Below are 26,069 nucleotides of genomic sequence, written 5' to 3'. Positions count from 1 at the left end.
TTAAAAAATTCCAAGTTCAAATGCTAGAAATTAATACTGGGGAAAAAGTAAAAGAAGGATCAGTCTATGGACAGATCACATCTTTAGGACACGAGCAATTGGTCATCTGTTATGATGAGCCAACTGGACTCAAAGCAATCATAGGAATACACAATACGGTGCTTGGTCCCGCATTAGGAGGCACCAGGATGTGGCACTATAATTCCGAAGAAGAAGCAATCACGGATGTACTAAGGCTTTCCAGAGGAATGACTTTCAAGGCATCAATAGCTGGTCTGAATCTTGGAGGTGGCAAAGCCGTTATCATTGGTGATCCAAAACTTAAAAATGAAGCTTTCTTAAGAAGATTTGGGAGATTTGTTGATTCTTTGGGTGGTAGATACATCACAGCAGAAGATGTCAACATGAAGACTAGTGACATGGAGTACATCGCCATGGAAACTAAATATGTCACAGGACTACCAGAAGTCAGAGGTGGTGGTGGTGACCCTTCTCCTGTGACAGCTTACGGAACTTACCTTGGAATGAAAGCCGCTGCCAAAAAGGCTTACGGCAGTGATTCATTAGAAGGCAAGAGAATTGTCGTACAAGGTGTAGGGCAAGTCGGTAAATATTTAGTAGAAAGATTGGTAAAAGAAAAAGCTGATGTTTTCGTGACAGATATCTTTGAAGATAAACTTGCTGAAGTGGCTAGGCAGACAGGTGCTTCAGTAATCACTCCAGATATGGTCTATGATTTCGATATGGACATCTATTCTCCATGTGCGCTAGGAGCTACTATCAACGATGACACTATTGACAAGCTGAAATGCAAAGTAGTGGCTGGAGGTGCAAATAATCAACTGAAAGATGAAGAAAAGCATGGGAAGATTCTTTTAGAAAAAGGAATAATATATGCACCAGATTTCTTGATAAATTCGGGCGGATTAATGAATGTTTGTGCTGAATTTGTAGGTGGTTATAATAGAGAGGCTACATACAGACAAGCAGAGAAAATTTACGACATCACTACTTCAATTCTTGACAAGTCAGCTATTGAAAATATCCCATCTCAGCAAGCTGCTATTGAAATGGCTTGGAGCAGGATCGAAGCCATAGGAAAGGTTAAACTTCCATATTAATAAATAATCTCAACTTAAATTGACCACTAGAAACCTAATTCTCAAAATTTGGTTTCTAGTGGTCAATTGTTCAAAAATGACAGATTCACTTGGCTGTCTTCATTTACTCAAGTGAAAACACTATATTTACGTTCTTTAAAATCAGGTATGTTAAACAGAAGAATTCTTAGGGTAAAGGCATTTCAAAGCCTATATGCTTACGAGCAGTGCAAATCGTCAAATTTCAATATAGCCAAAGATTCCATAAGAGAGTCTTTTCTTCCAGACTTGAACAGCATGGAAGTTCAAGACAAGGCACAATTGAAAGCTGATGCCGCTACGACAATCCAGCTTTTTAGTGACAACCTGAACAACAAGTCGCTTATTTCTCAGCAAGATGTAAGCACGAAAATCAAATCAGAAGCGATCAAAGCGATCAATGCTTTCCATAAAGCTAACGAAAAAGATTATGATTTTCTACTCAAAAACATGATCATCTCCGCAGAGCGTATACCACAACTTTACCTGAATGCCATTCAGATGCTTATTGAGTTTGGCAACCATGTAGCCAAAGAAGCAGAAAGAAAAAGAAAGATCAATAATGATCAAATTTCTACTTCTGCTAGAGAACTAAACCTGAGTAGGAACGTTATTTTAAACAAGATTAAAAGCAGTCCTGCATTTGAAACTGCCCTAGTTAGGCACGATGCACACTTAGACGATATTGAGCTTGAGATCAAAGAATGGTTTAGAGATTACATAAAACCATCTGAAAGCTATCAGGAGTATATTAAAATCAACGACCCAAAAGAGGAAGATGATTTCAATATTTTAGAAACCATCTTGAAGAAAATAATCTTCAAAAATGAGGTCATTCTAAACTTCTTCTCAGAGAAGGACATGAATTGGTCTGAAAATAAACAAGTAGTAAGAAGCCTAGCATCCAAATTCATCAAAAATGTATTTGAACAAGGTTCTTTAGAGGATGAACTTCTACCAGACTTGGCGATGAACTGGGAAGACGATAAGGAATTCTTCCAAAATATCTTTAACTTCACAATCGAAAATGAAGAAATCAATAAGAGCCTAATCGCCAAAAAGACGCAAAACTGGGATATTGATAGGATAGCATTTACGGATAAGATCATCATATCAATGGCTTTGACTGAGATGAAATTCTTCCCAAGTATCCCCGTGAAGGTTTCTATTAATGAGTATATCGATATCTCCAAAAACTATAGTACTCCAAAGAGTAAACAATTTGTAAACGGACTACTTGATGTAATCTCAAAAGAACTCATAGACAAAGGAGAAATCAAGAAAAGTGGACGAGGACTATTAGATAACAAATAAAACATCTTTAAAATGAGCAAAAATAGCACTTCATGGATCACATTTTTAGCCGGTGCCGGAATTGGCGCAGCTTTGGGAGTTTTGTTTGCCCCAGATTCAGGAAAAAACACTAGAGATAAACTAACCTTCCAGCTTTCAAAGTACAGGGAAGAGCTTGAGGATATCATCAAGGATCTTCGCGAAGGTAAAAATTTACCTCTCAATGAAGCTAAATCAGAAGGAAATAAAGTAATCTCTGAAGCAAAGAATAAAGCCGAAAATTTATTAAATGATGTCAATAAACTTATTGACCAAATCAATCAAGAGGCTAATTAAAGTTAAATTAATCATGAAAAAGTTAAGCATGTCTGCTTTGCTACTCGCTGGAATTATCGCATTGAACTCCTGTAGCAACAATGACCAATCTGAAAAAATCTCTGAATTAGAGCAAAAAATAGCTCAAATGGAGGCTAGTTCTTCCAACGCAGCTGCTCCACAGCCTTCAAATGTGCAAACGGTAAACAGCATAGATGATAGTGCGATGGCAAAATTTAATTTCTCTTCAGAAGAGTTTGAATTTGGCACCATCGCTGAAGGTAAAATTGTAGAGCACGTTTTCAATTTTGTCAATGATGGTGAAGTACCATTAGTAATTTCTAATGTGACAGCTTCATGTGGATGCACAACGCCAGAGTACACCAAAACACCAGTAAAGCCAGGTGATTCGGGTTTTGTAAAAGTTGTTTTCAACTCTGCTGGTAAGCCAGGAACTCAAGCCCCTACGGTCTCCATACAGGCTAATACCAATCCAAACGTCAATAGGCTTAGACTTAAAGGAAATGTAACACCAAAAAATTCATCAAATAACCAAGGAGCTTTAGGGCCAGTTAAACAATAGACATGCTTAATTTCATATTACTTCAAGCAGAAGGTGCAGGAGGAGGAATCTTAGGTCAAGTATTCCTATTCGGATCCATTATTTTGATCATGTATTTTTTCATGATCAGACCACAGCAAAAAAAACAAAAAGAAACTAAAAATTTCCTTGAAGAGGTCAAAAAAGGAGACAATATCGTAACCATAGGTGGAATTCATGGCAAGATTTATGCCGTAGAAGGTGATACGATTACCTTAGAGCTTGATAAAGGCTTCAAAATCAAAATAGAGAAATCTGCTGTCTCACTAGAATTTACCAAAAGAGCCAGTGGAACAAAATAATCAACACTTTGACTAGGCTAAAAAAATTCTTTAAATCAGCAAGCCCCCGAACGGCTGCAAATATGAAAGTGGTTGCGCTATGTTTTTTAGCCGCTTCCACTTTCTGGTTTTTAAACGCTCTCAATAAAGACAATTACAATACTGTCGTAGATTACCCTATCGAAATAATTTTTGACAAAGAGGAATTTATGGCGGTAGAAAAACTACCGTCAAAAGTTAAAATTGAGATCAATGGAAATGGTTGGGACTTACTTAGAAAATACTTTAATGTTAATGAAAGTCCTTTCGTAATAGAAATCAACAACCCTGCAAATAAAAATCATATCTTGGCATCTGAAATCAGAAGAAGTTTGGCAGAAAATATAAGTCCAACTACTTTGGTTTCTATGGTTACTGATTCTATTAAATTTAACATTGACAAAATCGTCACCAGAAAAGTCAAAGTAGAAGCGGATACTACAGGTAATGTAATAGCCAAAAATCATAGGATACAAGGAGAAATAGAAATTCAGCCTGCCACAGTTACTGTAAAGGGGCCCACTTCTATTTTAGACAAGCTTGAAGGATCATTACATATAAAACTTGGTGAAGACAAAATCAACAAGAGCATCGATAAGTTTATTCCAATCACAATCCCTAGTGAATGGGAAGAATTCTTAAGCATGGAAGAAGAAAGCGTTCAAGTGAAATTCAATATCGTGCAGCTCTTAGAAGGAAATAAAAGGCTCAAAATCAACAAAATAAACTTCCCCGAAAACGTAACTTTGGTTCAAGAGCCCAATAATGTCATGATGTATTATCTGATCGAAGAACCGAAAATCGAACAGCTGAAGCAAATGGAGTTTGAAGCGATATTGAATTATAGCAATAGAGATAAAGAAGATAGTACGATATCAATCACACTCAGTCCAAGAACGTCAATATTAGAGAACATTAGGTTTGAACCATCCATTTTTAGACTTAAGTATGAGTAATACAGCGCCACTTCTAATTGGTATTACTGGAGGTATAGGTTCTGGAAAGTCCACTGTCGCAAAAATATTTGAGATATTGGGCATTCCTGTATACTATGCTGATGATAGAGCGAAGTGGCTTATGGCAAATGATCCCACACTTATAGAAGACATCAAAAATTCCTTTGGAAATCAAGCTTATTTGCCAGATGGAAGTTTAAATAGAGCATTTCTTGCAGATGAGATTTTTAGTAATGACACGAAGACCGAGTTGGTCAATAGCCTAGTACATCCAGCGGTGAAGTTGAATTTCGAAACCTGGGTAGCTTCACAAAACGCCCCTTATGTCCTAAAAGAAGCTGCCCTGCTCTTCGAGTCAGGTTCTAACAAGGATTTAGATAAAATCATAACTGTAAGCTCACCTTTGCTTGTGAGAGTAAATAGGGTATTGATGAGAGACCCTCATAGAAGCGAAGCACAACTACATGCTATCATTGACAAACAATTACCTGATGAAGAAAAAATTTCTAAGAGTGATTTTAGCATCAAAAATACAGACAACAAATTGCTCATTCCTCAAGTACTTGATATTCATCAAAAACTTCTAAAATATACTAAAGACCACAATTGATTGATTTAGCTATAAATCAAAACTGATCTGATCTAGGTAGAATTTCATTCGGGTATGCTGACGATTCAAATATTCTATTTTATCAATTCTGTCATGCTTGTGATTATAAAAAACTTCAACATAATCATCGCCTAAAAGATACAAATTTACCTTGTGCGAGTAGTACCTAATCGCCACAACAAAAGTTCCTTCCATATAGAGCTTTTGAATCTTTTTTGAAATGGGCAATTTTTTGAAATCCTCTCTACTCATAGGTGATTTATAAAGCAAATATGATGCAATATAGCTAAAAACAGGCCATTGTCAGATCATTGGTTGTTGATTTTTAAATCAAAGTAGAACAAAATTAATACAAAAATACCACGTTAATCAATAGATATAAACTATATCAACTAATTCTCAAAGTAACACACCACTCTCTGCAAACCAAAAACTGTAAAATAGCATAAATTAAAAAACACTTTGAATCCATATTGAAGCTATGTATAATTGAAAATCATTTACAACCCAGATGAGCAATAGGATAAAAAGAAGTAAATCTAAGCTAGTAAACCACTTTAAAAAGAAGTATGAGCATTAAGAAAAGAAAATTTGCCAACTCCAAAATAGTTTATACTTTTTTTCTCTTGGTTTCCGTCATTCAATTTAGCTCCTGCTCTTCCTCCAAAAAAGTCAGAAGAAAAAATATAAATCAAGTAGTCGAAACTGCAAAATCTTATCGTGGTACACCTTATCGCTATGGTGGAACAACAAGGTCAGGGATTGATTGCTCTGCGCTAATCTTTCATTCATTCGCAAGTGTAGGAGTTACTATGCCACGCACTTCAAGTGAACAAAGCAAAATAGGAAAGAAAGTTCCTGAGAGAAAATTGGAAAAAGGTGATGTGGTCTTTTTTGCAACTGGAAAAAATAAAAGACAGGTCTCCCATGCTGGAATAGTCACAGAAATCAGCAAAGGGCAAGTTTGGTTTATTCATTCTTCCACGTCGTTAGGGGTGACAGAGGACAAGCTAAGCCATAATTATTGGAACAAAGCATATCTATTTGGTAGAAGAGTTTTTTGACAGTTATCACCCAAAAGAACACATTGTATATTACGTGTAAGCAATAAGTTTATGAAAATTGACAATTATTCATGATTTAATTTCCGAACATCCTTTGGTATTAAGCTTTTATAATTAATTTTGCATGCAAATTGAAAAAAGCGTAATTCCCTTTTTACATCAATACATAAAAATGGCAAATCTTGGTAAAATAACACAGGTAATTGGTCCAGTAGTGGATATCTCTTTCGAAGGAGGCAAATTACCTAATATCCTTGACGCACTAGAAATAACCAAAGAAAACGGTCAAAAAGTAATCTTGGAAGTTCAGCAGCACTTGGGTGAGGACAGAGTAAGAACTATTGCAATGGATTCCTCAGAAGGAATGGTAAGAGGCATGGTAGCCACCGATCTGGGTGCACCGATCTCTGTTCCAACTGGAGAAGGCATCAAAGGTCGTCTATTCAACGTAGTTGGAGAGGCAATCGATGGTCTTCCACAGGTACCAGCAGGAAAGAGACTCCCTATTCACAGATCAGCTCCGAAATTCGAAGATCTTTCTACTGCGACAGAAGTACTTTTCACAGGGATCAAAGTTATTGACTTGATCGAGCCATACGCAAAAGGTGGTAAGATTGGTCTTTTTGGTGGTGCTGGTGTTGGTAAGACAGTATTGATTCAGGAATTGATCAACAACATCGCCAAGGCATATTCAGGTCTATCTGTATTTGCTGGTGTTGGTGAGAGAACTCGTGAAGGTAATGACCTTCTTAGAGAAATGATCGAATCAGGTATTGTAACTTATGGAGATGACTTCGTACATACTTTGGAAAATGAAGGTGGATGGGATCTTTCAAAAGTAGACTTGAAAAAACTAGAAGAATCTAAAGCAACCTTCGTGTTTGGTCAGATGAATGAGCCTCCTGGGGCGCGTGCAAGAGTGGCCTTGACTGGTTTGACTTTGGCAGAATATTACAGAGATGGTGAAGGTGATGGAGCAGGAAAAGACATCCTATTCTTTATTGACAACATCTTCAGATTTACTCAAGCAGGATCTGAGGTATCGGCACTTCTTGGTCGTATGCCATCTGCGGTAGGTTACCAACCTACTTTGGCAACTGAAATGGGTACCATGCAAGAGCGAATCACCTCTACTAAGAATGGCTCCATTACTTCTGTACAGGCAGTATATGTACCAGCGGATGATTTGACTGACCCTGCTCCAGCGACGACATTTGCTCACTTGGATGCTACTACAGTACTTTCAAGAAAAATCTCTGAGCTAGGTATCTACCCTGCTGTGGATCCATTGGATTCTACTTCAAGAATTCTATCTCCAGAGATCCTAGGTGATGACCACTACAACTGTGCGCAGAGAGTAAAAGAGATCCTACAGAGATACAAAGAACTACAAGATATCATTGCCATTTTGGGTATGGAGGAGCTTTCTGAAGAAGATAAGCTAGTCGTACACAGAGCTAGAAGGGTACAGAGATTCTTATCTCAGCCATTCCACGTAGCTGAGCAGTTCACTGGCCTCAAAGGCGTCCTAGTAGATATCAAAGAAACTATCAAAGGTTTCAACATGATCATGGATGGTGAATTAGATCATTTGCCAGAAGCAGCATTCAACTTGGTAGGTAGCATCGAAGATGCCATTGCCAAAGGAGAGAAAATGCTTGCAGAGGTAAAGTAAAATAGTTACTAGTTAGTGGTGATCAGTTTATCTATAATAAAGCTGGTCATCATTAACTCAATAACCTTATAATAAGAAAAAATGCAACTAGAGATCGTAACACCAGACAAAAAAGTGTTTCAAGGAGAAGTTTCAGAAGCAAGCTTTCCAGGAGCAAATGGTGCATTTCAGGTATTGAAAAATCACGCACCGCTAGTCTCTGCATTGGCGAAAGGGACTGTATCCTTTACGACCAATGAAGGCAAGCAGAGCCTAATTGTAGATGGTGGTGTTGTAGAAATAAAAGACAACAAAATCGTTTTGCTTGCAGAAAAAGTAGTTTAATATTACAAAAAATTTATTTCAATAACCAAAAAGCCCAACTATCGTTGGGCTTTTTGCATGCTTAATCCAAAGACTTTTAAATAACTTCCAAGTATTTAGTTGTTTTTTTAAGATCTGATTATCTTTCAAATACCAATAACCTAAGTATAACTTTTTATACCTGAAAAATAAATTATAAAAATCACTAGTCTTAACCCAAATACTAAGTGTTGGGGTTAACATATCAATCTTTAATAGAAAAAATTCAACATACTTTCAATAAAAACGTGATAAGATACTTATTCATTCTGATCTTAATACTCTTCCAATGCACCCAAAAATCAGACAATCAAAATAGACCTGGTGAGCATTGGGTAAGGATAACCGAAAGTGATCTCCCACAGAAAACCATATTGAAAGGAGAACCATTCGGAATCACAAATTTTCAAATGACGAGAAAACCATTTTTCGTAGATGGGTACATTGTCGTCTCTGATAAAGCTATGGATCCCCCACTCCACATCATAGGCACCAAAGAAAAGAAGTGGCTCTATGGTCTAGGCATAGAAGGTAGTGGGCCAGGCGAGGTAGCATATACATGGACGCTAGACTATAGTTTTACGCCAGGCAATTTTTGGGCATACAGCTTTGAAAAAGTATTCTCTGAATTCAGCCTAAGTGACAGTACACAAAAGCTCTCTCAAAACCAACTTAAGCAGCGTAATCCAGAGTTCTACGCAGCAACTGAAATCACTTGGCTAACCGATAGCACCCTTCTGGCACTTAGGGTATCAGGAGAAGAAAAATTTGTAGAATACAGCAAAAGTGGAAAAGTATTGGCAGGGTATGGAAGTTGGAAAGGAATGTTACCAGATGATAATCCCTTGAATGTAACTAGACAAGCTTTTGCAAATCATTTCACCTCCAATAGAAGCAAAACAAAATTCGGTTTCTTTTCTATGGATAGGGATCACTTTGAAATACTAGACTACTCCAGTAAAGAAATACTCGTCGTAGAAGGGCCATATTTCGAAAACCCAAGCTATGAAATCATACAACAATCTGAAGACTACTCATACTACCACATGAATGACCCTGAGGCAGTCAGAACCTATCAGGACTTTTTCCTTGGAGAACACCAAATCTTCATGCTATACAGTGGGGAGAAAGTCAAGAAAATCCAAACCACTGGAATGTCTCCATGCCATGTAATATTCCTATTTGATTATACAGGGAAAGTCACCAGGCATTTCGAACTTGATATCCCAATCAAATACTTTACTGTCGATGAAAAAAATAAAGTAATCTATGGATTATCATCAAGTGAGGATGAAGATATTATTGAGTTCAGGTATTGATGATCTAATCTAGCAAAGCAAGCTTTTACTATGATTTTAGTAAATAGAAAAATCATCTTCAACAATAAAAACTATGTAATTATCATCAACAAACACCAAAAAGAAAAAGCTATTTCTTGAAATAAACACGCAATTGTTTTAAAACCAAAATATTCTCCTTACCTTTGCAACCCTGAAAGGAGGTGTAAACATATGATCATAGTCAACGTAAAAGAAAACGAATCTATCGAGAAAGCGCTTAAGCGTTTCAAAAAGAAGTTTGATAGAACTGGAGCTGTAAGAGAACTTAGAGCGAGACAACACTTTGTAAAACCTTCTGTAAAAAACAGAGAGCAGAGAATCAAAGCTGCTTATAAGCAAAGACTCCAAACTGAAGAAGCAAAATAATATCATTTTATTGTTTGCTATCTTTTTGAGATACACTCAATTGGCGCATCTACCGAAAGTGGATGCGCTTTTTTTATGCCTTTAACATTTCTTAGGCTTTTTACTTAGTAGTCCAAGGCGTTATACCCTAAATTAGTAAAAGCTTAAAAATTAGATATGAAAATTTTCATCATTATTTCCATAACATTTGCTATTACTTCATGCTCCCAAAAATCAAATGAAAATTCAGAAAAGCCTGATTATAGTGCATATTCAGTTTCCCTAGACTCTATAATGGAACTTGACCAAGGCGTTAGAAAGCAAATAAATGAAGCGATGCAATCAAACAGTCCGCTTCCTAGTGACATTTTTACAGAGATGGACAAAATAGATTCATCAAATCAAGCTTGGGTAATAGCCAAACTTGATAAATATGGCTGGCCAAAAAAAAGTGAAATAGGTGAAAAAGGGTCTCGATCAATTTTTTTAGTAATACAACATGCTGATTTGAATGAAATAGAAAAATATTATCCTCAATTGCAAGCATTGGCCAATGAGAATGAAGCAAGTAAAATTCATGCTGCTATGATGCAGGACAGAATGTTGATGTATCAAGGAAAAAAGCAGATTTTTGGCACACAAGCAAGTAGCGAATTGCGTAATGATGGCTCTTGGGTAATATGGCCAGTTGAAAACGCCGAGTCAATCAACGTCAGGAGAAAAGAAGTAGGGTTTACGAATACAGTTGAAGAAAGTGCAGCATCCATGAATGCAATATACAATCCAGAAGAACCACTCATTAAAGAACAAAAATTTTAAATTTATATCCACTTCGACTAAGCGTAGATTGCTTTACCACTTCGTCTAAGCATAGATGCATCCCCACCTCGTCTAAGCGTAGATTGTATACCCACCTCGTCTAAGCATAGATTATATACATACCTCGTCTAAGCGTAGATTGAATCTACGCTTCAATATCCTTAGAATTTTCAATTCCTTTAAAAATATTAGAACCAATGTATTTAAGATACCCTAGGTGTAGTTGCAAACTACACCTAGACAGGTGGGGCTCTCCTCAATAATAGACTCAGCACCTAAGCGTAGATTGCGTCTACACTTAAGTATCCTAGGAATTTATAATTCCATTTAGAAACAATACAACTCACATATTTAAGATATCTCCATAATATTTCTATAATTTTCCATCAAAAATGATTAACTTCATAAACCAGATTCTTTGCAAATGATCGCTTCTTTTATCAATTATATAGCATTCGAAAAAAGAGCCAGTAAGCACACCATTTTGGCTTACGAAAAAGACTTGGAGCAATTTCAGGAGTTTTGCAATCTATCATTTGATAGGGAAGATATAAGCTTCTCCGAGCATCCTGAGATCCGAGCATGGATTATCGATCTCGTAGAACAAGGGCTAAACCCCAGCTCAATCAATCGAAAAATTGCTACGCTGAGATCTTTTTACAAGTTTTTGCTTAGATCAGGTGAAATCACCAAAGATCCAACCTACAAAGTCAAAGCACTCAAAACAGGCAAAAGACTCCCAGAATTTGTCCAAGAGGAGTCTATCGAAAAAATTCTCGAAGCCGAAGTATACACTACTGACTTTGAAGGACAGAGAGATAAAATGGTGATGGAGTTTCTCTACCTCACAGGTGTCAGACTTAGCGAACTACTAGCCATTCAATGGAAGGATCTTGACCTCTCAGAAGGAACAGTTAAGGTATTGGGTAAGCGCAAAAAACAAAGAATAATCCCCCTAACAAAGGTTATTATAAAAAATATTATTTCGTATAAAAAAGTATTTGAAGAAACATTTTCATTTGTAGACGAGAGTGACTACTTTATCGTTAGAAAAGATAGAAGCCCCGCCTACCCTATGAAGATATACCGAATCGTAAGACACTATTTGGATCTTTTTGCTCAGACTTCCAAACGAAGTCCACACTTGTTGAGACACACGTTTGCTACTCATCTACTCAACAAGGGTGCTGACTTGAATGCGGTCAAAGACTTACTAGGGCACGCTAGCCTAGCAGCTACACAAGTGTATACGCACAATTCCATGGAAAAACTCAAGGCTGTGTTTGAACAAGCACATCCTAAAGCTTAATATAAGTTTAACTAAAACAAATACCATTATGAAACTTCAAATGCATTCCATCCATTTCGATGCTGATCGTAAACTTACAGATTTCATCCAAAGAAAAGCTGACAAGTTAGACACCTTCTATGATCGAATTATCGACGGTGAAGTTTTTATGAGATTAGATAAAAACGAGAAGAATGAAAATAAAATCATAGAGATCAAATTGAATGTACCTGGAAAGCAACTTTTTGCAAAACACCAAAGCGACTCCTTCGAAGCTGCAGCTGATGAAGCTATAGAGGCACTCAGACGACAGATCAAAAAATTCAAAGAAAAGGTAGTATTAGCTCACCAATAACCTCAACCACAACAAATCAATCAGACCCTCTTGCTGGAGGGTCTTTTTTTTGCCCCATGCCTTGGAGAATGTGTTCATTGAAAGATTGCTGTCAGAATAATTGATAACTTTGCATCAAAATTAAAGTGAATGGAAACCTTTTTCAATAAAACAAAAAATCCAAAACAGGAAGAAAATCAAGCCATCAAGTATTTCACTGTATGTTTGATTATTTTGGCCTATATCTTCGGATCATTTGTCCCATTGTTCGAAACAGACCCTGCACATCATGCCAATATTGCCTTGAGAATGTATCTTACAGGTGATTTTTGGTCTCTGTATGATATAGGCAAACCATATATGGACAAGCCTCATTTACTTTTTTGGACAGCAGCCATTTCATTTAAATTATTCGGTGTAAACACCTTCGCATACAAGCTACCCACACTCCTCACTTCAATCCTGGGAACCTACGCTACTTACAAACTTGGATCACAGCTTTACAATAAAAAAGTAGGAGAAACAGCAGCGCTACTTCTAGCTTCATCATTTGCTTTCACTTTAGCCAATAGCGATGTAAGAATGGATGGCATGTTAGCATCATTTATGATCTTTGCGTTTTGGCAAATGGTAAAGTTTCAAGAATCAAAGTCGTGGAGATATCTGACCCTCACCGCACTAGGATTGGCATTGGCATTTATGACCAAAGGGATGATAGGCCCTGCAGTACCTACAATTATATTCTTTTTTTATATTTTGGAGAAAAAAGATTGGAAAATCCTCGCATCTTACAAGCTTTGGTTGATCATACCCGTATTTTTCATATTCATTTCGCCATCACTTTATGGTTACTATACACAGTTTGATTTACATCCAGAGCTAGAAATACGAGGCACTACTGGAAACTCAGGAGTATACTTCATCCTTTGGGGACAAAACTTTGAACGATTTGGAGGTGGCGAGTTTGGCTCAGACGGTGGTCAAGACCCATTATTTTTCTTACATACTTCACTGTGGAGCCTTATTCCATGGTCTATTTTATTCTTCACTGCATTTATATACGTGATGAAAAGAGTAGGTTCGAGAGAAAAAGGCCTCATCTGGTCAATATGGGCTGGGATCACTCTATTGATCACCATATACTCCATGTCAAACTTCAAGCTACCTCATTATATCATCACTTTGATTCCTTTCATGGCTTTGATGACTGCTGATTTTCTTGAAAGCATTAGGTTAAGTAATGTATGGAAGCGAGTAAATCTGGGACTGATTCTCTTGGTAGCTGTATTGGTTCTTATCCTTAACATATATTTCTTCCCAATGTCGATTCTATTTGGAATACTGGTGACATTAATTGGGGTACTTAGCATTTGGTTGATCAAAAATGTGAGTAATCAAGAAACCCGCTTTTTATTTAGCCTTGTTATACTGGGAGCATTTATCAACGTACTGATGCAGGGCAATTTCTATCCAAAAGTACTCCAATACCAAGCTGGAGACAACTTGGCAGAAACGGCTAATGAAGCACAGATTACAAATGAAGACATATACTTCTATGGCGTGCATAGTTTTGCATTTGATTTTTATTCAGCCTACTTGCACGAGCATATTAATGAGGGTGAATTAGAACAAAAACTTAGCGAAAACAAAGTACTTTATTTGTATACCATAGATTCCAAATTAGATGAACTAGTACAGCCAGATAAGTGGAACAATGAAATAGTGGCAAAATCCGAAAATTTCCACGTATCAAGACTCAAGGGAGAATTTATAAACCCTAAAACGAGAGAAAATGCTACTGATAATAGGTATATTGTAAAAATCTATAAATAAAATAACACCCTGATTACTTAAATAGCTAAGTCCGTAGCAGTTTTTTAGTTTGTCTCAAAAAAGATAAAACCGTAATTTTGACGAAACATAAAGTACATGACCAGACCATTGATCTCCGTAGTCATCACTGTCTACAACGAAGAGGAAAACATAAAACCATTGCTGGATGCAACTTATGAAGCACTTCAGCACATCAATTATGAGGTGATCCTCATCGAAGATGGTGCTACCGACGGCACAGTGACTGAAGTTAAAAAGTACGCAAACAACAGGACCAAGCTCATCATATTCAATAAAAACTACGGTCAGACCACTGCACTTGCCGCAGGAATTGATCTGGCTCAAGGAGAATACATAGCTACTATGGATGGAGATCTACAGAACGACCCATCAGACATCCCTGGAATGCTTCAAAAAGCAATAGATGAAGATTGGGATGTAGTAGCTGGTAGAAGAGCAAACCGAAAAGATGGCTTTGTTCTGAGAAAATTCCCTAGCAAAATAGCTAACTATATCATAAGACATAGTACTAAAGTATACTTGAATGATTACGGCTGTAGTCTCAGAGTCTACAAAGCACATATTGCACAGAATATGGGGCTGTATGGTGAGCTTCACAGGTTCATCCCTGTCCTTGCCAAACAAGAAGGTGCTACCATGACTGAGGTAGATGTCAAGCACCACCCTAGAATTCATGGCACATCCAAATATGGATTAAGCAGAACATTCAAAGTGATGGCTGATTTGATCTTAATGCTTTTTTTCCAGAAGTACTTCCAGAGACCCATACATATCTTCGGAACATTAGGATTGTTCTCATTCCTGATCGGTGTATTAATCAACTTCTATTTATTGATAGAAAAACTCATGGGAGGAGATATCTGGGGCAGACCTATCCTACTTCTTGGTTTTATTTTCCTTCTTGGGGGTATTCAGTTGATCACTACAGGAATCATTGCAGAGATCATTATCAGAACATATTTCGAGTCTCAAGACAAGAAGACTTACAAAATCAAATCCGTGTATCAGGGTGAATAAAAAAACGCTCAAGCTTATTTTAAAGCTAACCCTAACCGGGTTAGCTGTTTTTTTGGTCTTTAGAAAAATTGACACTAATCAATTGATATCACTGTTCAAGTCCATGAACATAGCTTGGATATTGATTGCAGTCATATTTTTTGTACTGAGTAAAATTCTAACTGCCTTGAGGCTAAACTTATTTTTTAGAAACATAGACATCCATATCAATGAGCTTGAAAACTTCAAACTATACGCTATAGGCATGTTTTATAACCTATTTTTACCAGGAGGTATTGGTGGAGATGGTTACAAAGTATACTTACTGAACAAACATTTCCAAACTCCAATTAAACACTTGATACAAGCCTCCTTACTAGACCGGTTAGGTGGATTAGTAGGTATACTCTTTTTATTGATTGGCTTATACTTTTTCATTGAAATAGATCTCAGCATACTATCTCCATTTCCCCCAGACTGGGTAGCGACAGCTTCTATTCTTGGATTGTATCCAATTTTCTACCTATCTAACAAACTTTTATTTGCCAAATTCATCAAGTCCTTCGTACCAGCAAACACCTACTCCATATTAGGACAAGTAGCTCAAATGATATCTGCTTACTTTATTTTACTTGCTTTAGGGGTAAATGAAAAAATCCTGGCCTATCAATTCGTCTTTTTACTCTCTTCCATCGTAGCAGTACTTCCCCTAACCATTGGAGGCGTAGGGGCTCGTGAACTCGTCTTCATCTATAGTCACGAGTACATTGGAATAGATAAAAATACAGCCGTTGCATTCAGTTTAATGTTCTTTTTGATCTCTGCAATCACTTCTCTTTCTGGATCATTTATAAAAACAAATATTGAAACAGAAGAAAATTAAAAAATCTTTATTTAGAAGCAATAGAAAGGCTTTTTAAAACATTTTAACATTGAAAATTTAAAATTGTGTTTTAAATATTCAATGTTAATTAACTTACTAATCATTGATTTTTTAAAAATAATATTTAATTTTGAAAGGATGAAATTTAGAAGAATAGCTAGCGAATTAGAAGAATTACTTCAAGACTTCCCTGCCGTATCCATCTTAGGACCAAGACAGGTAGGAAAAACTACGCTCGCTCAAGAGATTGCCATCAAGCTAGACAAAGAAGCCATCTATTTAGACCTGGAAAGCCCAAGTGACCGAACCAAGCTTGTGGAACCAGAGCAATATTTCGACCTTCATCTGGGAAAACTGATCATCCTAGACCAAATCCAGCAAGTCCCTGAACTCTACCCTATCCTCCGCGGAGTCATTGACAAAAGAAGAAAAGCTGGATATAGACATGGACAGTTCCTTATATTGGGCTCTGCTTCACTGGAACTAATCAAACAATCCTCTGAGTCACTAGCAGGTCGAATTGCATACGAAGAACTCTTTGGATTCAATCTTACCGAAGTGAGTGGAGAAGAAAACGCCTTAGAAAAGCTATGGCTACGAGGAGGGTTTCCGGACAGCTTTCTAGCAAGATCTAACCCTGCCAGCTTAAGATGGAGAAACAACTTCATTAGCACATATTTAGAGAGGGACATTCCGCAAATCGCACAATTTATTCCTGCCAATAGACTAAGACGCTTGTGGACTATGCTAGCCCATCAGCAAGGGTGTCAAATCAACATGAGTCAACTTGGCGCTAGCATGGACTTAAGTTCCCCCACTATCAAAAGCTACATTGAGTTATTGGAGGATTTACTATTGATCAGAAGCATCAGGCCATGGCACAGAAATGTAGGCAAGCGACTCGTAAAAAGTCCCAAAATCTACATTAGAGATTCAGGACTTGTTCACGCCCTTCTCCATATCGGTGACATGGACGATCTCCTTAGCCATCCAATATTGGGAATGAGTTGGGAAGGATTTATCATCGAAAACATACTCTCCGAGCTACCCAAAGGTGCCGAATACTGGTATTATAGGACATTTTCGGGAGCAGAAATAGACTTGGTAATTACATACAAGACCAAAGTAATCGCAATAGAAATCAAGAAAACCCTCAGTCCAAAGATTTCTAAGGGATTCTCGATCTCCTGTGAAGACATCATGGCAACAGACAAGTATTTTGTATATGGAGGATCAGAAACATATCCCATAGGAGGAGAGACATTGGCCGTATCTTTACAAGGCATACTCAATATCATCAATGAGCTTTAAACTAAACAAAGCTCATTGATTTCCTTAGAAAATCAAGTTATACCCTATCCCTGCAAGAACTCCGATAATGATAATGACAGGAGAAGAAAGCTTGGTATAATTCAGCATCAAGTAGGTCCCAAAAATCGCCAAAACATTAAATAAATTAGCATCTAGTGGCTCAAACAACAAATAAGCCGCTGCTATCAACATACCACAACTTACTGCATTGACTCCTTCTAGTGCTGCCCTCACAGGACGGTATTTTTTCAGCTGATCCCAAAACTTGATCACAAAGAATATCAAAAATGTCCCCGGAAGAAAAATTCCAGCAGCCGCTATAAATCCACCTGTAAGCAAGCCTACTACACCATATTCACGCATAGAAAGTGCACCTACATAAGAACTAATACTAAACGTGGGCCCAGGCATTCCTTGAGATATTGCATATCCTGTCAAAAACTCCTGAGAACTCAAAAAACGCTTAAACTCCACAAATTCAGTATACAAATAAGGTACAAGAACTTGCCCACCACCAAAAATCAAACTTCCATTCCTATAAAAATTCTCAAACAACAGAACCGATTGATTCTTAGTCAAAGCACCCAATAAAGCTGCAAAAACCAAAATACCTGCCCATAAATAAAAATTGGACCAGGAAATTCTAAGCTTCTTATCCCCTTTCTCTCTTGGATGATTCTTATAATTCAACGAAGTCACTAACCCACCCACAAATAACAGAATCGGAAAAACGTAAGGAGAGTGATAGAAAAATGAAATAAAAGCAGCCAACATCATCAGGACTGTAGCTTCGGCCGTTTTGACCATCTTAAAGATCGTCTTTTGGGCAGCATAGATAATAAATCCTATTGCCATGGGCTGGATGAATTTCGCAAAACTAAGTGCACCAGGCGTACTTTCTTGTAAAAAATCAATCAAAAAAGCTGCTCCAATCATCAAAATGGTCGCAGGTAATATCCAAACTATAAGCGATAAATAAGCTAAAGCTGGCCCTCCAATGCGATAGCCTATTGCCGAAATAGTTTGTGTAGAGGTAGGGCCAGGAAGAACTTGACAAAGTGCATTCAGCTCCCACAATTCCGATTCAGTGATGTAGGCCCGCTTTCTCACCATGAGTTCTAATACCATGGCGAGAAATGCTTGCGGACCTCCAAATGCCGTCACAGAAAGTAAAATTACATCCTTGAGATAAAGATAATATCTTACTTTTCTGACTGCCACCTTATTTTTTCAAACCTAACTCTCTCAAACGCTCATCCAAAAACTCACCTGCGGTCGCATCTTTGAATTGCTTTGGATTTTCTTCATCTACACAGCTATCCAAGCAAGTCAAGTCCATCTCTGATCTAGGATGCATAAAGAATGGTATAGAAAACCTACTGGTATTCATCAGCTCACGAGGAGGATTGACTACCCTATGGATAGTAGATTTTAATCTCTTATTGGTCAATCGCTCAAGCATATCACCTACATTGACCACCAATTGATCAGGAAGTGCGGTAATAGGAATCCATTTCCCATCTCTTCTAAGCACTTGCAAGCCATCTGCACTAGCGCCCATAAGTAATGTAATCAAGTTGATATCGCCATGCTCAGCAGCACGAACGGCATCAGCAGGTACCTGATCTGGATTTTCGATTGGAAAATAATGTATCTGACGAAGTATAGAGTTACCATATGCAACTTTATCCTCAAAATAATCCTCATTCAGCCCCAAATAAATAGCTATCGCTCTAAGCATATTCTTCCCAGCTGCCTCCAACGTCCTATAAGTCTCAAGTGCAATCTCTTCAAATTCAGGCAATTCCTGAGGCCAAACATTGGCAGGGTATTCTGCTTTGATAGGGTCCGAGTCTGGTATAGAAGACAATTCCTGCCCCACATGGTAAAACTCTTTCAAGTCTCCGGTATTCCTGCCTTTGGCATGCTCTTTACCTTTTCCAGTATACCCTCTTTGGTATCCAATCTCTGGTTTTTCATATTTTACCTTCACTTCATCCGAAAGTGCAAAAAACTTCCTGATGATATCATAAAGTTTTTCTTGTAATTCCTGGCTCAATCCGTGGTTCTTGATAGCTACAAAACCAATGTTGTTATAAGCCTGGCCTAACTTCTCTACAAACGCCGCTTTCTTCTCTGCATCGCCGGAAGTAAAATCCGCTAAATCCAACGATGGAATTTCATCATATAAAATCTCAGTCATAAGGGTATAATTTACCCTGAAAGGTACAGCTTTTTAAGCTAAAATTAAATACCTTTAAACTACAAGCATAAACCTATGAGATACACGACCATCATAACACTCCTTTTCAGCATCATTTTCACCTTTTCTTGCGAGACCAAAAGAGAAAAGAAAGAAGAAGTAAAAATTCCAAAATCACAAACCGATTCAGTAGAAACGGACTCTCCAGAGATCAGTTTTTATTTCTATGAAGAAAAAAATGATTACCCAGATGCAATTTTGGAAATGTTCAGCCCTCTAGGCAATCAAGTCTTCAAACCTGGAAAAGTCCCTTTCGAGTTCAACATAAAAAATTATCCCTTCGGAGATGGACTTAATAACTTTCAACTAAAATTAATACTGAACTCTAGCGATCCAGTAGGCTATAACATGCCCATATTCCAAAGAGAACTTAATGAAGGCACATATCGTGCTATTGCATATCTTGTTGATGAAGAAGGACTTGCTTTGAAGGAGTTTGGCAATTATGTAGACAGGGATTTTAGAGTAGGCGACACAAGACCCTTTCCATTTTCTTCAGAACCTTATATCGCCATCAACCTCCCAAATGATGGTCAAACCTACAATTTAGGAGATGAGGTTACTATTGATTTCTTGCTTTTAGGTGGGGATTTGAAACAAGACAAGCTCAAAGTAATCATTTCTATAGACGGCTTTCAATATGATGTGAATGAAGTCACGCCTGTTCGCATTTCAGATCTACCAAAAGGTGAACATGCTATCAGTGTGAAATTGGTAAAAAAAGATGGTCAAGAATTGGACGGACCTTTTTCTTCCGTTAGAAAACGAGTGATGATACAATAATCAATAGATTTTCTATACCCTATATACTATAAGGTATTTCAATAACATCCTTATCTTTGCGCACTATATATAATCAGGAATTTTAGAAGCATTCATATGTTACTGGTAAATACTATTAGAGAGAAGTTTGAAGACGCAATGACTGGCCTTCAAAAGAGAAATTTCCCTCAAGCTGAAGAAACATTAAAGCAAGTATTAGCACTTGACAATAAAAGAAAAGAAGCCCAAACTGAAAGAGATAACCTCCAAGCAGAGTCAAATAGCATTTCTAAAGAAATAGGAATGCTAATGAAATCAGGTAAAAAAGAAGAGGCTGAAAAAGCTAAAGCAAGAACTGGTGAAATCAAAGCACAAGTAAAGGTTCTTGAAGAAGCTTATAATCAGATAGAAGAGGAACTCAAGGATTTGCTCTACACTATTCCAAACATTCCGCATGAATCTGTACCTGCAGGAAAATCAGCTGATGACAATATCGTGATGCTTGAGCATGGCAATATTCCAAACTTAGGCGATGACAAACTTCCTCATTGGGAATTAATCAAAAAATATGACATCATTGATTTTGATCTTGGAGTAAAAATAGCGGGAGCTGGCTTCCCAGTCTACAAAGGAAAAGGTGCGAGACTTCAACGTGCCTTGATAAACTTCTTCTTAGATGAAGCCGTCAAAAATGGATATTCGGAGGTACAGCCACCAATCCTAGTCAATGAAGATTCAGGGTACGGGACGGGGCAGTTACCAGACAAAGAGGGTCAAATGTATGAAGCCACGGCAGACAAGTTGTTTTTGATCCCGACAGCAGAGGTACCCATCACCAATCTTTATAGAGATGTCATTTTGCAGGAGGAAGATTTTCCAATCAAAAACGCTGGTCACACACCATGCTTTAGAAGAGAAGCTGGTAGCTGGGGTGCACATGTGAGAGGACTGAATAGACTTCATCAATTTGATAAAGTAGAAATCGTACAAATTTCCCATCCAGACAAGTCTTATGAGGCATTAGAGGACATGAGCATTTATGTTCAGAAACTTTTGCAAAAGCTAGAGCTCCCATATAGGGTATTAAAACTCTGTGGTGGAGACATGGGATTCACATCTGCACTCACCTATGACATGGAAGTATACTCTGCGGCTCAGGAAAGATGGCTTGAAGTGAGCTCTGTAAGTAACTTTGAAACATATCAAGCAAATCGCCTTAAGCTACGCTATAAAGGAGAGGATAAGAAAACAAGTCTAGCTCACACTTTAAATGGATCAGCTTTAGCTTTACCAAGAATAGTTGCCGCCATTTTGGAAAACAATCAGACTTCTGAGGGTATCAATATGCCAAAGGCTCTAGTCCCTTATTTAGGATTCGATAAAATCTAAGTTTCAAATGAAACAGGCTTGTCCTTTATTAACCTAAATTACCCTCAATTTTGTAATGAATGAATTATTTAGATGCCTAGAAGATTAAATTCTTCTAGGCATTTTTATTTATAACTTAGACTACTTCCTGCCCCATCCTGATAGATTAGGATAATGATTCCAAATTCAAACGAAAATTTGCAAAAAATCTCATTTCAAAGATTCATTTAGCACTGAAAATCATTTTCAGGAATTTTGCCAAATTTAATTTCACATTTACCTGAATTAAAAAAATGTAGCAATCTATGAAAACGTTTCCGAGCAAATTTTAGATAATTATGGATTTGGCAACTATTAACGATTAAACTGATTGATTTCGTAATTTTTAAATATTTTTATTGAATTATTTGTAATTATTAAATCAACCCATTAAGTTTGTATTGTTATCCCAAAATAGCTGGCCTCATCGTAAGACATTCAGCTCCCGCTGAATCATGAGGTTAATCAAAATAGTAAATCTTAAAACATTATTAAACAACACTACTATGAGATTATTCACAGCGCTCACTCTTGCATTATGTTTGACATTTGCAGCACATGCAGAGAAAAAAGGAACAGAAGCTACTGTCAAGTTAAAGCAACTAGAAGACAGTAAGGTACAATTGATCTATGGATCTACTCCAGAAGGACCATTATTGGTGAAAATTTACGACAGCAAGCGTTCGCTTGTACACATGGACAGAATCAAAGCAAAGAAAGCATTTTCAAAAGCTTATGACTTCTCAAAACTTGCTCCAGGAAAATACCAAGTTGGAATCTACAACACCAATGGAGAAATTGATCATTTGGATTTAGAACTTGAAGAAAAAAATGCTGAACCAGTTGTCTATTCTAAACTAGATGTGGAAGAAGGAAATAAGTACAAGCTACTTGTAAACTCATTGCTTCCTACGGACATGTCGGTTATGATTTATGAAAACAATGTTTTGGTTCACTCTGAAAAACTTCACAATACAAAAGGTTTCAAGAAAACTTATGTATTCAGCAATGATCATTTCCGAAACAAGTCAAATGTAGAATTCTATATCCAATCAGAAAATGGTTTTTCCAAACTGATTGCAGCAAAATAATAATATCAAAATATCACCAAAAGGTGAAAATTCAAACAACTCAAAAAAGAGGCTTCCTATTTCTAGGAAGCCTTTTCTATTATTTGAAATATTTGAGGTTGATTACTTCTTTTTCTGTGAGAAATCTGTAATGACCTCTTGTGAGATCTTTTTTATCCAATCCCGCATACATCACCCTATCAAGTGCAATCACTTCATAGCCAAAATGTGCAAAGATTCTTCGTACAATTCTGTTTCTACCAATGTGGATTTCCAACCCTAATATCGTTCTGTCTTTTGACAGCACTTGCATATCGTTCACTTTGACAGGACCATCCTCTAAATCAAAGCCTTCCATAATAACCTCTTCATCTCCTTTTGTAAGCGGCTTATCCAAAGTTACTTGATAGATCTTTTTGATTTGATTTGATGGATGAGAGAGCTTGGCGGCTAGATCGCCATCATTAGTAAATAAAAGCAAACCTGTCGTATTTCTATCCAACCTTCCTACTGGAAATATCCTTTCCTTGCAGGCATTAGAGACCAATTGCATTACTGTTTTCCGCTCCATGGGATCATCTGTAGTAGTGATGAAATCCTTAGGCTTATTCAACAAGACATATACTGGTTTTTCAGGATTGATTCTTTTGCTTTTGTAGGTAACTGAATCTCCTATAGCTACTTTATAGCCTAGCTCAGTTACTATCTCACCATTAACTCTAATTTCCCCGTTTTGAATCAAATTATCCGCTTCTCTTCGTGAGCAAATACCTGCATTGGAGATATATTTGTTCAATCTGATAGATTCATCCTTTTTGGATTTGTTCAGCTTCTTCTCTAATGTATCAAAGTTATACTCTGGCCTTGGTTCTTTGGGAAGCTCAGCAGGTAAGACCTTGATAAACTTCTTTTTGGATCCTTGAGATGATTTGTCTGTTTTTTTTATGGTCTCAAAAACAGGTCTTTCATCCTTGCCTCTACCTTTATACACCGTCTTGAACTCGCCATCCTTGGGTTGATCTTCGCGTCTCCCTCTTGAGGATGTGTCTTGCTTTCCTTTTGGATTGAATTTACCAGAATCTGTTTTTGGGGTATACTTTTTCTTTGGATGCCCCTCCAGGCTAAATCCTCTTTTTTCAGAAGAGCTTTCTGATTTCTTGCTATTCTCTTTACGTGTAGACCACCTGTTCTCTTGGTCAGTTCCTCTTTCCGGAGAGGTTGATTTATTTATCCTCCCTCCTCTTTCATTTCTAGGATTTGGCGAATATTCACCTTTCCCTGCTTGTCGCTTTTGAGATCCACGCTGTGAATCCTGCTTTCTATTGTTATCTTTTTTCATGTCATTCAGCATCTCTGCTGTATTTTATTAATGGAAGCAATAAAAAAGGCAACTATTGAACCACCTTTTTTATGCGGGATGCAAAGGTAAGTATTATTTTTGATAAAAAGCTTCTACAGCCGATCTTACGGAACCGAGTTTCAGTAAGTATTCTTTAGCTTCAGCCTCTTGAAGATCAGTGGCTTCCATGATCATTCTCACACCTCTCTTTATTAACTTCTCGTTTGAAAGTTGCATATCCACCATTTTATTACCTTTTATCCTACCTAACTTGATCATCACTGTAGTAGAAATCATGTTTAGTACTAGCTTTTGAGCTGTCCCTGCTTTCATCCGTGTACTTCCTGTGATAAATTCAGGCCCTACTACTACTTCGATAGCGATCTTTACTTCTGAAGCCAATGGAGAATTTGCATTACAGGTAATACAACCTGTCAAAAGTCCTTCTTCTCGGGCAGCTTTTACTCCTCCTAAAACATATGGAGTAGTACCAGATGCTGCGATACCGATTACAGTATCTTGTTCATTGAATCCAAATGATTGAATATCTATCCAAGCTTGATTTGCATCATCTTCAGCATTTTCTACAGCTTTACGAATGGCCTTGTCTCCGCCAGCAATGATTCCCACTACTAGATCATGCGACACACCAAAAGTAGGTGGACACTCGGAGGCGTCCAGAATACCTAGTCTACCACTTGTACCTGCACCGATGTAAAACAATCTCCCTCCGTTTTGCATTCTTGGGACAATTTCTTCTACCAAATACTCAATTTGAGGCAATACCTTCTCTACAGCAAGAGCAACCTTGGCGTCCTCTTGATTGATATTTCTTAAAATTGTGCGGGTATCTGCTAATTCCAAGTGGTCATAGAGCGAATTACTTTCGGTAGTACTCATAGTTTGCTTTTATGGTATAAAGTAAGACCAGCTATAGGGCCTTCGAGTATCATGTTCACATTAAGACCAAGATCAGCCGCTGCTTGTCGGAGTATATCACTATTATAGAACGCAATAGACCCCACAAAAAATATCTTCTTTGATTCATAGTCCGGAAATTTCATAACATAGGTTTTGAAAAAATCTTGAAAAGCATCATAATAAAGCTTATAACAATATGGATCGGAATGATACTTGGTTATAAATCTACAAAAACTGGCCATGTACCTTCCTGGAAATGCATGCTTGTAAACTCTATCAATGATTTCGTCATAATCTAGGTTTAACTCTTCTATGGCTAATTTCATTATATGAGGAGGAATTTCATCATGGATGAAATCTTTCAAAAATTGCTTGCCTACATAAGACCCTCCTCCTTCATCGCCCAAAATAAAGCCAGGGGCATACATGGAAACAGCTATATCATATCCATCATAATAGCAACTATTTGAACCTGTACCTAGTATAGAAACTATCCCTGGCTCGTCACCCGCCGTGGCTCGAGCAGCTGCCAAAAGGTCATGATCAACTTCAATTTCAGCATTTGGAAATACACCAGAAAGCGACAATTGTACTTGATGCTTCATCTTATCACTTGAACAACCCGCTCCGTAATAATATATCATTTTGACATCGGCAGTCATCGCAGACAACACTTCATCACTTTCCAAAATAGATAGCATTTCATGTTCAGTCTGATAAGTAGGATTAAATCCCACCGTTCTGTGCTGTGAAATATTTCCTTCAATATCTATAATTCTCCAATCAGTTTTGCTGGAACCACTGTCTGCTATTAATATCATG

General features: G+C 37.4%; 28 protein-coding genes. 22 read left to right on the top strand and 6 right to left on the bottom strand.

Translation table 11 applies throughout. The features are described 5' to 3' along the window. Positions 1-20 precede the first annotated feature (20 nt). From MM214_RS10875 to coaE, 7 genes are all read left to right on the top strand, one after another. Entirely contained in the window at positions 21-1,121 is a 1,101-nt protein-coding gene (locus MM214_RS10875) for a Glu/Leu/Phe/Val family dehydrogenase (RefSeq protein WP_241295357.1), read from the top strand. A 147-nt stretch (positions 1,122-1,268) separates the two neighbouring features. After that, positions 1,269-2,453 (top strand): transcription antitermination factor NusB, encoded by a 1,185-nt coding sequence (gene nusB / locus MM214_RS10870; protein WP_241295354.1) that lies wholly within the window; start codon positions 1,269-1,271, stop codon positions 2,451-2,453. Positions 2,454-2,465: 12 nt separating this feature from the next. Further along, positions 2,466-2,768, top strand: coding sequence for a YtxH domain-containing protein (locus tag MM214_RS10865; protein WP_241295350.1), 303 nt, complete (start codon positions 2,466-2,468; stop codon positions 2,766-2,768). A gap of 13 nt (positions 2,769-2,781) precedes the next feature. Continuing rightward, entirely contained in the window at positions 2,782-3,330 is a 549-nt protein-coding gene (locus MM214_RS10860) for a DUF1573 domain-containing protein (RefSeq protein ID WP_241295347.1), read from the top strand. 2 nt (positions 3,331-3,332) lie between these two features. Continuing rightward, a complete protein-coding gene (yajC, locus tag MM214_RS10855) occupies positions 3,333-3,650 on the top strand; it encodes a preprotein translocase subunit YajC (protein ID WP_241295344.1) in 318 nt (105 codons plus the stop codon). A gap of 62 nt (positions 3,651-3,712) precedes the next feature. Next, positions 3,713-4,624 carry a YbbR-like domain-containing protein gene (locus MM214_RS10850; protein WP_241295341.1) on the top strand — a complete coding sequence of 304 codons (912 nt, stop codon included), beginning with the start codon at positions 3,713-3,715 and terminating at the stop codon, positions 4,622-4,624. Continuing rightward, a complete protein-coding gene (gene coaE / locus MM214_RS10845; RefSeq protein ID WP_241295339.1) occupies positions 4,617-5,234 on the top strand; it encodes a dephospho-CoA kinase in 618 nt (205 codons plus the stop codon). The genes MM214_RS10850 and coaE overlap by 8 nt, the downstream gene beginning before the upstream one ends. A gap of 9 nt (positions 5,235-5,243) precedes the next feature. On the opposite strand, the gene MM214_RS10840 is transcribed toward coaE, so the two are convergent. Further along, positions 5,244-5,486, bottom strand: coding sequence for a hypothetical protein (locus tag MM214_RS10840; RefSeq protein ID WP_241295336.1), 243 nt, complete (start codon positions 5,484-5,486; stop codon positions 5,244-5,246). A gap of 317 nt (positions 5,487-5,803) precedes the next feature. On the opposite strand from MM214_RS10840, the gene MM214_RS10835 reads away from it, so the two are divergent. The 12 genes from MM214_RS10835 to MM214_RS10780 all read left to right on the top strand — a co-directional run bounded on the left by MM214_RS10835 (position 5,804) and on the right by MM214_RS10780 (position 17,485). Next, a complete protein-coding gene (locus MM214_RS10835) occupies positions 5,804-6,298 on the top strand; it encodes a C40 family peptidase (protein WP_241295334.1) in 495 nt (164 codons plus the stop codon). Positions 6,299-6,470: 172 nt separating this feature from the next. Continuing rightward, positions 6,471-7,973, top strand: coding sequence for a F0F1 ATP synthase subunit beta (gene atpD, locus MM214_RS10830; protein ID WP_241295553.1), 1,503 nt, complete (start codon positions 6,471-6,473; stop codon positions 7,971-7,973). 81 nt (positions 7,974-8,054) lie between these two features. After that, entirely contained in the window at positions 8,055-8,297 is a 243-nt protein-coding gene (gene atpC / locus MM214_RS10825; RefSeq protein ID WP_241295332.1) for an ATP synthase F1 subunit epsilon, read from the top strand. Positions 8,298-8,563: 266 nt separating this feature from the next. Then, the gene (locus tag MM214_RS10820) at positions 8,564-9,634 is read left to right on the top strand and encodes a BF3164 family lipoprotein (protein WP_241295330.1); all 1,071 of its coding nucleotides are present in this window, start codon (positions 8,564-8,566) and stop codon (positions 9,632-9,634) included. Positions 9,635-9,826: 192 nt separating this feature from the next. Further along, positions 9,827-10,021: a 30S ribosomal protein S21 gene (gene rpsU, locus MM214_RS10815; protein ID WP_241295327.1), complete on the top strand. Its 195-nt coding sequence runs from the start codon at positions 9,827-9,829 to the stop codon at positions 10,019-10,021. Between the two features lie 156 nt (positions 10,022-10,177). Next, positions 10,178-10,819, top strand: a complete 642-nt coding sequence (locus tag MM214_RS10810; protein ID WP_241295315.1) for a DUF6624 domain-containing protein — start codon at positions 10,178-10,180, stop codon at positions 10,817-10,819. 424 nt (positions 10,820-11,243) lie between these two features. Then, entirely contained in the window at positions 11,244-12,128 is an 885-nt protein-coding gene (locus tag MM214_RS10805) for a tyrosine-type recombinase/integrase (protein WP_241295312.1), read from the top strand. A 28-nt stretch (positions 12,129-12,156) separates the two neighbouring features. Beyond that, positions 12,157-12,462, top strand: coding sequence for a ribosome hibernation-promoting factor, HPF/YfiA family (hpf, locus tag MM214_RS10800; protein WP_241295309.1), 306 nt, complete (start codon positions 12,157-12,159; stop codon positions 12,460-12,462). A 129-nt stretch (positions 12,463-12,591) separates the two neighbouring features. Then, positions 12,592-14,274 carry an ArnT family glycosyltransferase gene (locus tag MM214_RS10795; RefSeq protein WP_241295306.1) on the top strand — a complete coding sequence of 561 codons (1,683 nt, stop codon included), beginning with the start codon at positions 12,592-12,594 and terminating at the stop codon, positions 14,272-14,274. Positions 14,275-14,370: 96 nt separating this feature from the next. Continuing rightward, positions 14,371-15,312, top strand: a complete 942-nt coding sequence (locus tag MM214_RS10790) for a glycosyltransferase family 2 protein (RefSeq protein WP_241295303.1) — start codon at positions 14,371-14,373, stop codon at positions 15,310-15,312. Continuing rightward, entirely contained in the window at positions 15,305-16,174 is an 870-nt protein-coding gene (locus MM214_RS10785) for a lysylphosphatidylglycerol synthase transmembrane domain-containing protein (RefSeq protein WP_241295300.1), read from the top strand. Before MM214_RS10790 ends, MM214_RS10785 begins: the two co-directional genes overlap by 8 nt. A 138-nt stretch (positions 16,175-16,312) precedes the next feature. Further along, positions 16,313-17,485: an ATP-binding protein gene (locus MM214_RS10780; RefSeq protein ID WP_241295297.1), complete on the top strand. Its 1,173-nt coding sequence runs from the start codon at positions 16,313-16,315 to the stop codon at positions 17,483-17,485. A gap of 24 nt (positions 17,486-17,509) precedes the next feature. Here MM214_RS10780 and chrA read toward each other — a convergent pair whose 3' ends face one another. Both chrA and MM214_RS10770 read right to left on the bottom strand, forming a co-directional pair. Further along, on the bottom strand, positions 17,510-18,706 hold the full coding sequence (chrA, locus tag MM214_RS10775) for a chromate efflux transporter (RefSeq protein WP_241295294.1): 1,197 nt from the start codon (positions 18,704-18,706) through the stop codon (positions 17,510-17,512). A gap of 1 nt (position 18,707) precedes the next feature. Continuing rightward, positions 18,708-19,688 (bottom strand): isopenicillin N synthase family dioxygenase, encoded by a 981-nt coding sequence (locus MM214_RS10770; protein WP_241295291.1) that lies wholly within the window; start codon positions 19,686-19,688, stop codon positions 18,708-18,710. Positions 19,689-19,763: 75 nt separating this feature from the next. Here MM214_RS10770 and MM214_RS10765 point away from each other — a divergent pair, with 75 nt between their 5' ends. The 3 genes from MM214_RS10765 to MM214_RS10755 all read left to right on the top strand — a co-directional run bounded on the left by MM214_RS10765 (position 19,764) and on the right by MM214_RS10755 (position 23,008). Further along, entirely contained in the window at positions 19,764-20,531 is a 768-nt protein-coding gene (locus MM214_RS10765) for a hypothetical protein (RefSeq protein ID WP_241295288.1), read from the top strand. A 96-nt stretch (positions 20,532-20,627) separates the two neighbouring features. Then, positions 20,628-21,899, top strand: coding sequence for a serine--tRNA ligase (serS, locus tag MM214_RS10760; protein WP_241295285.1), 1,272 nt, complete (start codon positions 20,628-20,630; stop codon positions 21,897-21,899). A gap of 524 nt (positions 21,900-22,423) precedes the next feature. Further along, positions 22,424-23,008, top strand: coding sequence for a hypothetical protein (locus MM214_RS10755; RefSeq protein ID WP_241295282.1), 585 nt, complete (start codon positions 22,424-22,426; stop codon positions 23,006-23,008). A gap of 79 nt (positions 23,009-23,087) precedes the next feature. Here the strand turns inward: MM214_RS10755 and MM214_RS10750 are convergent, their stop codons facing one another. The 3 genes from MM214_RS10750 to MM214_RS10740 form a co-directional block, all read right to left on the bottom strand. After that, the gene (locus MM214_RS10750) at positions 23,088-24,326 is read right to left on the bottom strand and encodes a pseudouridine synthase (RefSeq protein ID WP_241295280.1); all 1,239 of its coding nucleotides are present in this window, start codon (positions 24,324-24,326) and stop codon (positions 23,088-23,090) included. A gap of 93 nt (positions 24,327-24,419) precedes the next feature. Continuing rightward, positions 24,420-25,226 (bottom strand): N-acetylmuramic acid 6-phosphate etherase, encoded by an 807-nt coding sequence (gene murQ, locus MM214_RS10745; protein ID WP_241295277.1) that lies wholly within the window; start codon positions 25,224-25,226, stop codon positions 24,420-24,422. Then, the gene (locus tag MM214_RS10740; RefSeq protein WP_241295274.1) at positions 25,223-26,068 is read right to left on the bottom strand and encodes an N-acetylglucosamine kinase; all 846 of its coding nucleotides are present in this window, start codon (positions 26,066-26,068) and stop codon (positions 25,223-25,225) included. Before MM214_RS10740 ends, murQ begins: the two co-directional genes overlap by 4 nt. Position 26,069 lies beyond the last annotated feature (1 nt).

The organism is Belliella kenyensis, assembly GCF_022549675.1.
Classification (GTDB): domain Bacteria; phylum Bacteroidota; class Bacteroidia; order Cytophagales; family Cyclobacteriaceae; genus Belliella; species Belliella kenyensis.
The sequence above is the reverse complement of the archived record's forward strand: the minus strand, read 5'-3'. Positions and strand labels throughout refer to the sequence as shown.

What these genes read in the sequence shown, in the direction of transcription:
- MM214_RS10875 (WP_241295357.1), top strand. Translation starts at nt 21, where the DNA reads ATGCTAGAAATTAATACTGGGGAAAAAGTAAAAGAAGGATCAGTCTAT.
- nusB (WP_241295354.1), top strand. Translation starts at nt 1,269, where the DNA reads ATGTTAAACAGAAGAATTCTTAGGGTAAAGGCATTTCAAAGCCTATAT.
- MM214_RS10865 (WP_241295350.1), top strand. Translation starts at nt 2,466, where the DNA reads ATGAGCAAAAATAGCACTTCATGGATCACATTTTTAGCCGGTGCCGGA.
- MM214_RS10860 (WP_241295347.1), top strand. Translation starts at nt 2,782, where the DNA reads ATGAAAAAGTTAAGCATGTCTGCTTTGCTACTCGCTGGAATTATCGCA.
- yajC (WP_241295344.1), top strand. Translation starts at nt 3,333, where the DNA reads ATGCTTAATTTCATATTACTTCAAGCAGAAGGTGCAGGAGGAGGAATC.
- MM214_RS10850 (WP_241295341.1), top strand. Translation starts at nt 3,713, where the DNA reads ATGAAAGTGGTTGCGCTATGTTTTTTAGCCGCTTCCACTTTCTGGTTT.
- coaE (WP_241295339.1), top strand. Translation starts at nt 4,617, where the DNA reads ATGAGTAATACAGCGCCACTTCTAATTGGTATTACTGGAGGTATAGGT.
- MM214_RS10840 (WP_241295336.1), bottom strand. Translation starts at nt 5,486, where the DNA reads ATGAGTAGAGAGGATTTCAAAAAATTGCCCATTTCAAAAAAGATTCAA.
- MM214_RS10835 (WP_241295334.1), top strand. Translation starts at nt 5,804, where the DNA reads ATGAGCATTAAGAAAAGAAAATTTGCCAACTCCAAAATAGTTTATACT.
- atpD (WP_241295553.1), top strand. Translation starts at nt 6,471, where the DNA reads ATGGCAAATCTTGGTAAAATAACACAGGTAATTGGTCCAGTAGTGGAT.
- atpC (WP_241295332.1), top strand. Translation starts at nt 8,055, where the DNA reads ATGCAACTAGAGATCGTAACACCAGACAAAAAAGTGTTTCAAGGAGAA.
- rpsU (WP_241295327.1), top strand. Translation starts at nt 9,827, where the DNA reads ATGATCATAGTCAACGTAAAAGAAAACGAATCTATCGAGAAAGCGCTT.
- MM214_RS10810 (WP_241295315.1), top strand. Translation starts at nt 10,178, where the DNA reads ATGAAAATTTTCATCATTATTTCCATAACATTTGCTATTACTTCATGC.
- MM214_RS10805 (WP_241295312.1), top strand. Translation starts at nt 11,244, where the DNA reads ATGATCGCTTCTTTTATCAATTATATAGCATTCGAAAAAAGAGCCAGT.
- hpf (WP_241295309.1), top strand. Translation starts at nt 12,157, where the DNA reads ATGAAACTTCAAATGCATTCCATCCATTTCGATGCTGATCGTAAACTT.
- MM214_RS10795 (WP_241295306.1), top strand. Translation starts at nt 12,592, where the DNA reads ATGGAAACCTTTTTCAATAAAACAAAAAATCCAAAACAGGAAGAAAAT.
- MM214_RS10790 (WP_241295303.1), top strand. Translation starts at nt 14,371, where the DNA reads ATGACCAGACCATTGATCTCCGTAGTCATCACTGTCTACAACGAAGAG.
- MM214_RS10780 (WP_241295297.1), top strand. Translation starts at nt 16,313, where the DNA reads ATGAAATTTAGAAGAATAGCTAGCGAATTAGAAGAATTACTTCAAGAC.
- MM214_RS10770 (WP_241295291.1), bottom strand. Translation starts at nt 19,688, where the DNA reads ATGACTGAGATTTTATATGATGAAATTCCATCGTTGGATTTAGCGGAT.
- MM214_RS10765 (WP_241295288.1), top strand. Translation starts at nt 19,764, where the DNA reads ATGAGATACACGACCATCATAACACTCCTTTTCAGCATCATTTTCACC.
- serS (WP_241295285.1), top strand. Translation starts at nt 20,628, where the DNA reads ATGTTACTGGTAAATACTATTAGAGAGAAGTTTGAAGACGCAATGACT.
- MM214_RS10755 (WP_241295282.1), top strand. Translation starts at nt 22,424, where the DNA reads ATGAGATTATTCACAGCGCTCACTCTTGCATTATGTTTGACATTTGCA.
- MM214_RS10750 (WP_241295280.1), bottom strand. Translation starts at nt 24,326, where the DNA reads ATGAAAAAAGATAACAATAGAAAGCAGGATTCACAGCGTGGATCTCAA.
- murQ (WP_241295277.1), bottom strand. Translation starts at nt 25,226, where the DNA reads ATGAGTACTACCGAAAGTAATTCGCTCTATGACCACTTGGAATTAGCA.
- MM214_RS10740 (WP_241295274.1), bottom strand. Translation starts at nt 26,068, where the DNA reads ATGATATTAATAGCAGACAGTGGTTCCAGCAAAACTGATTGGAGAATT.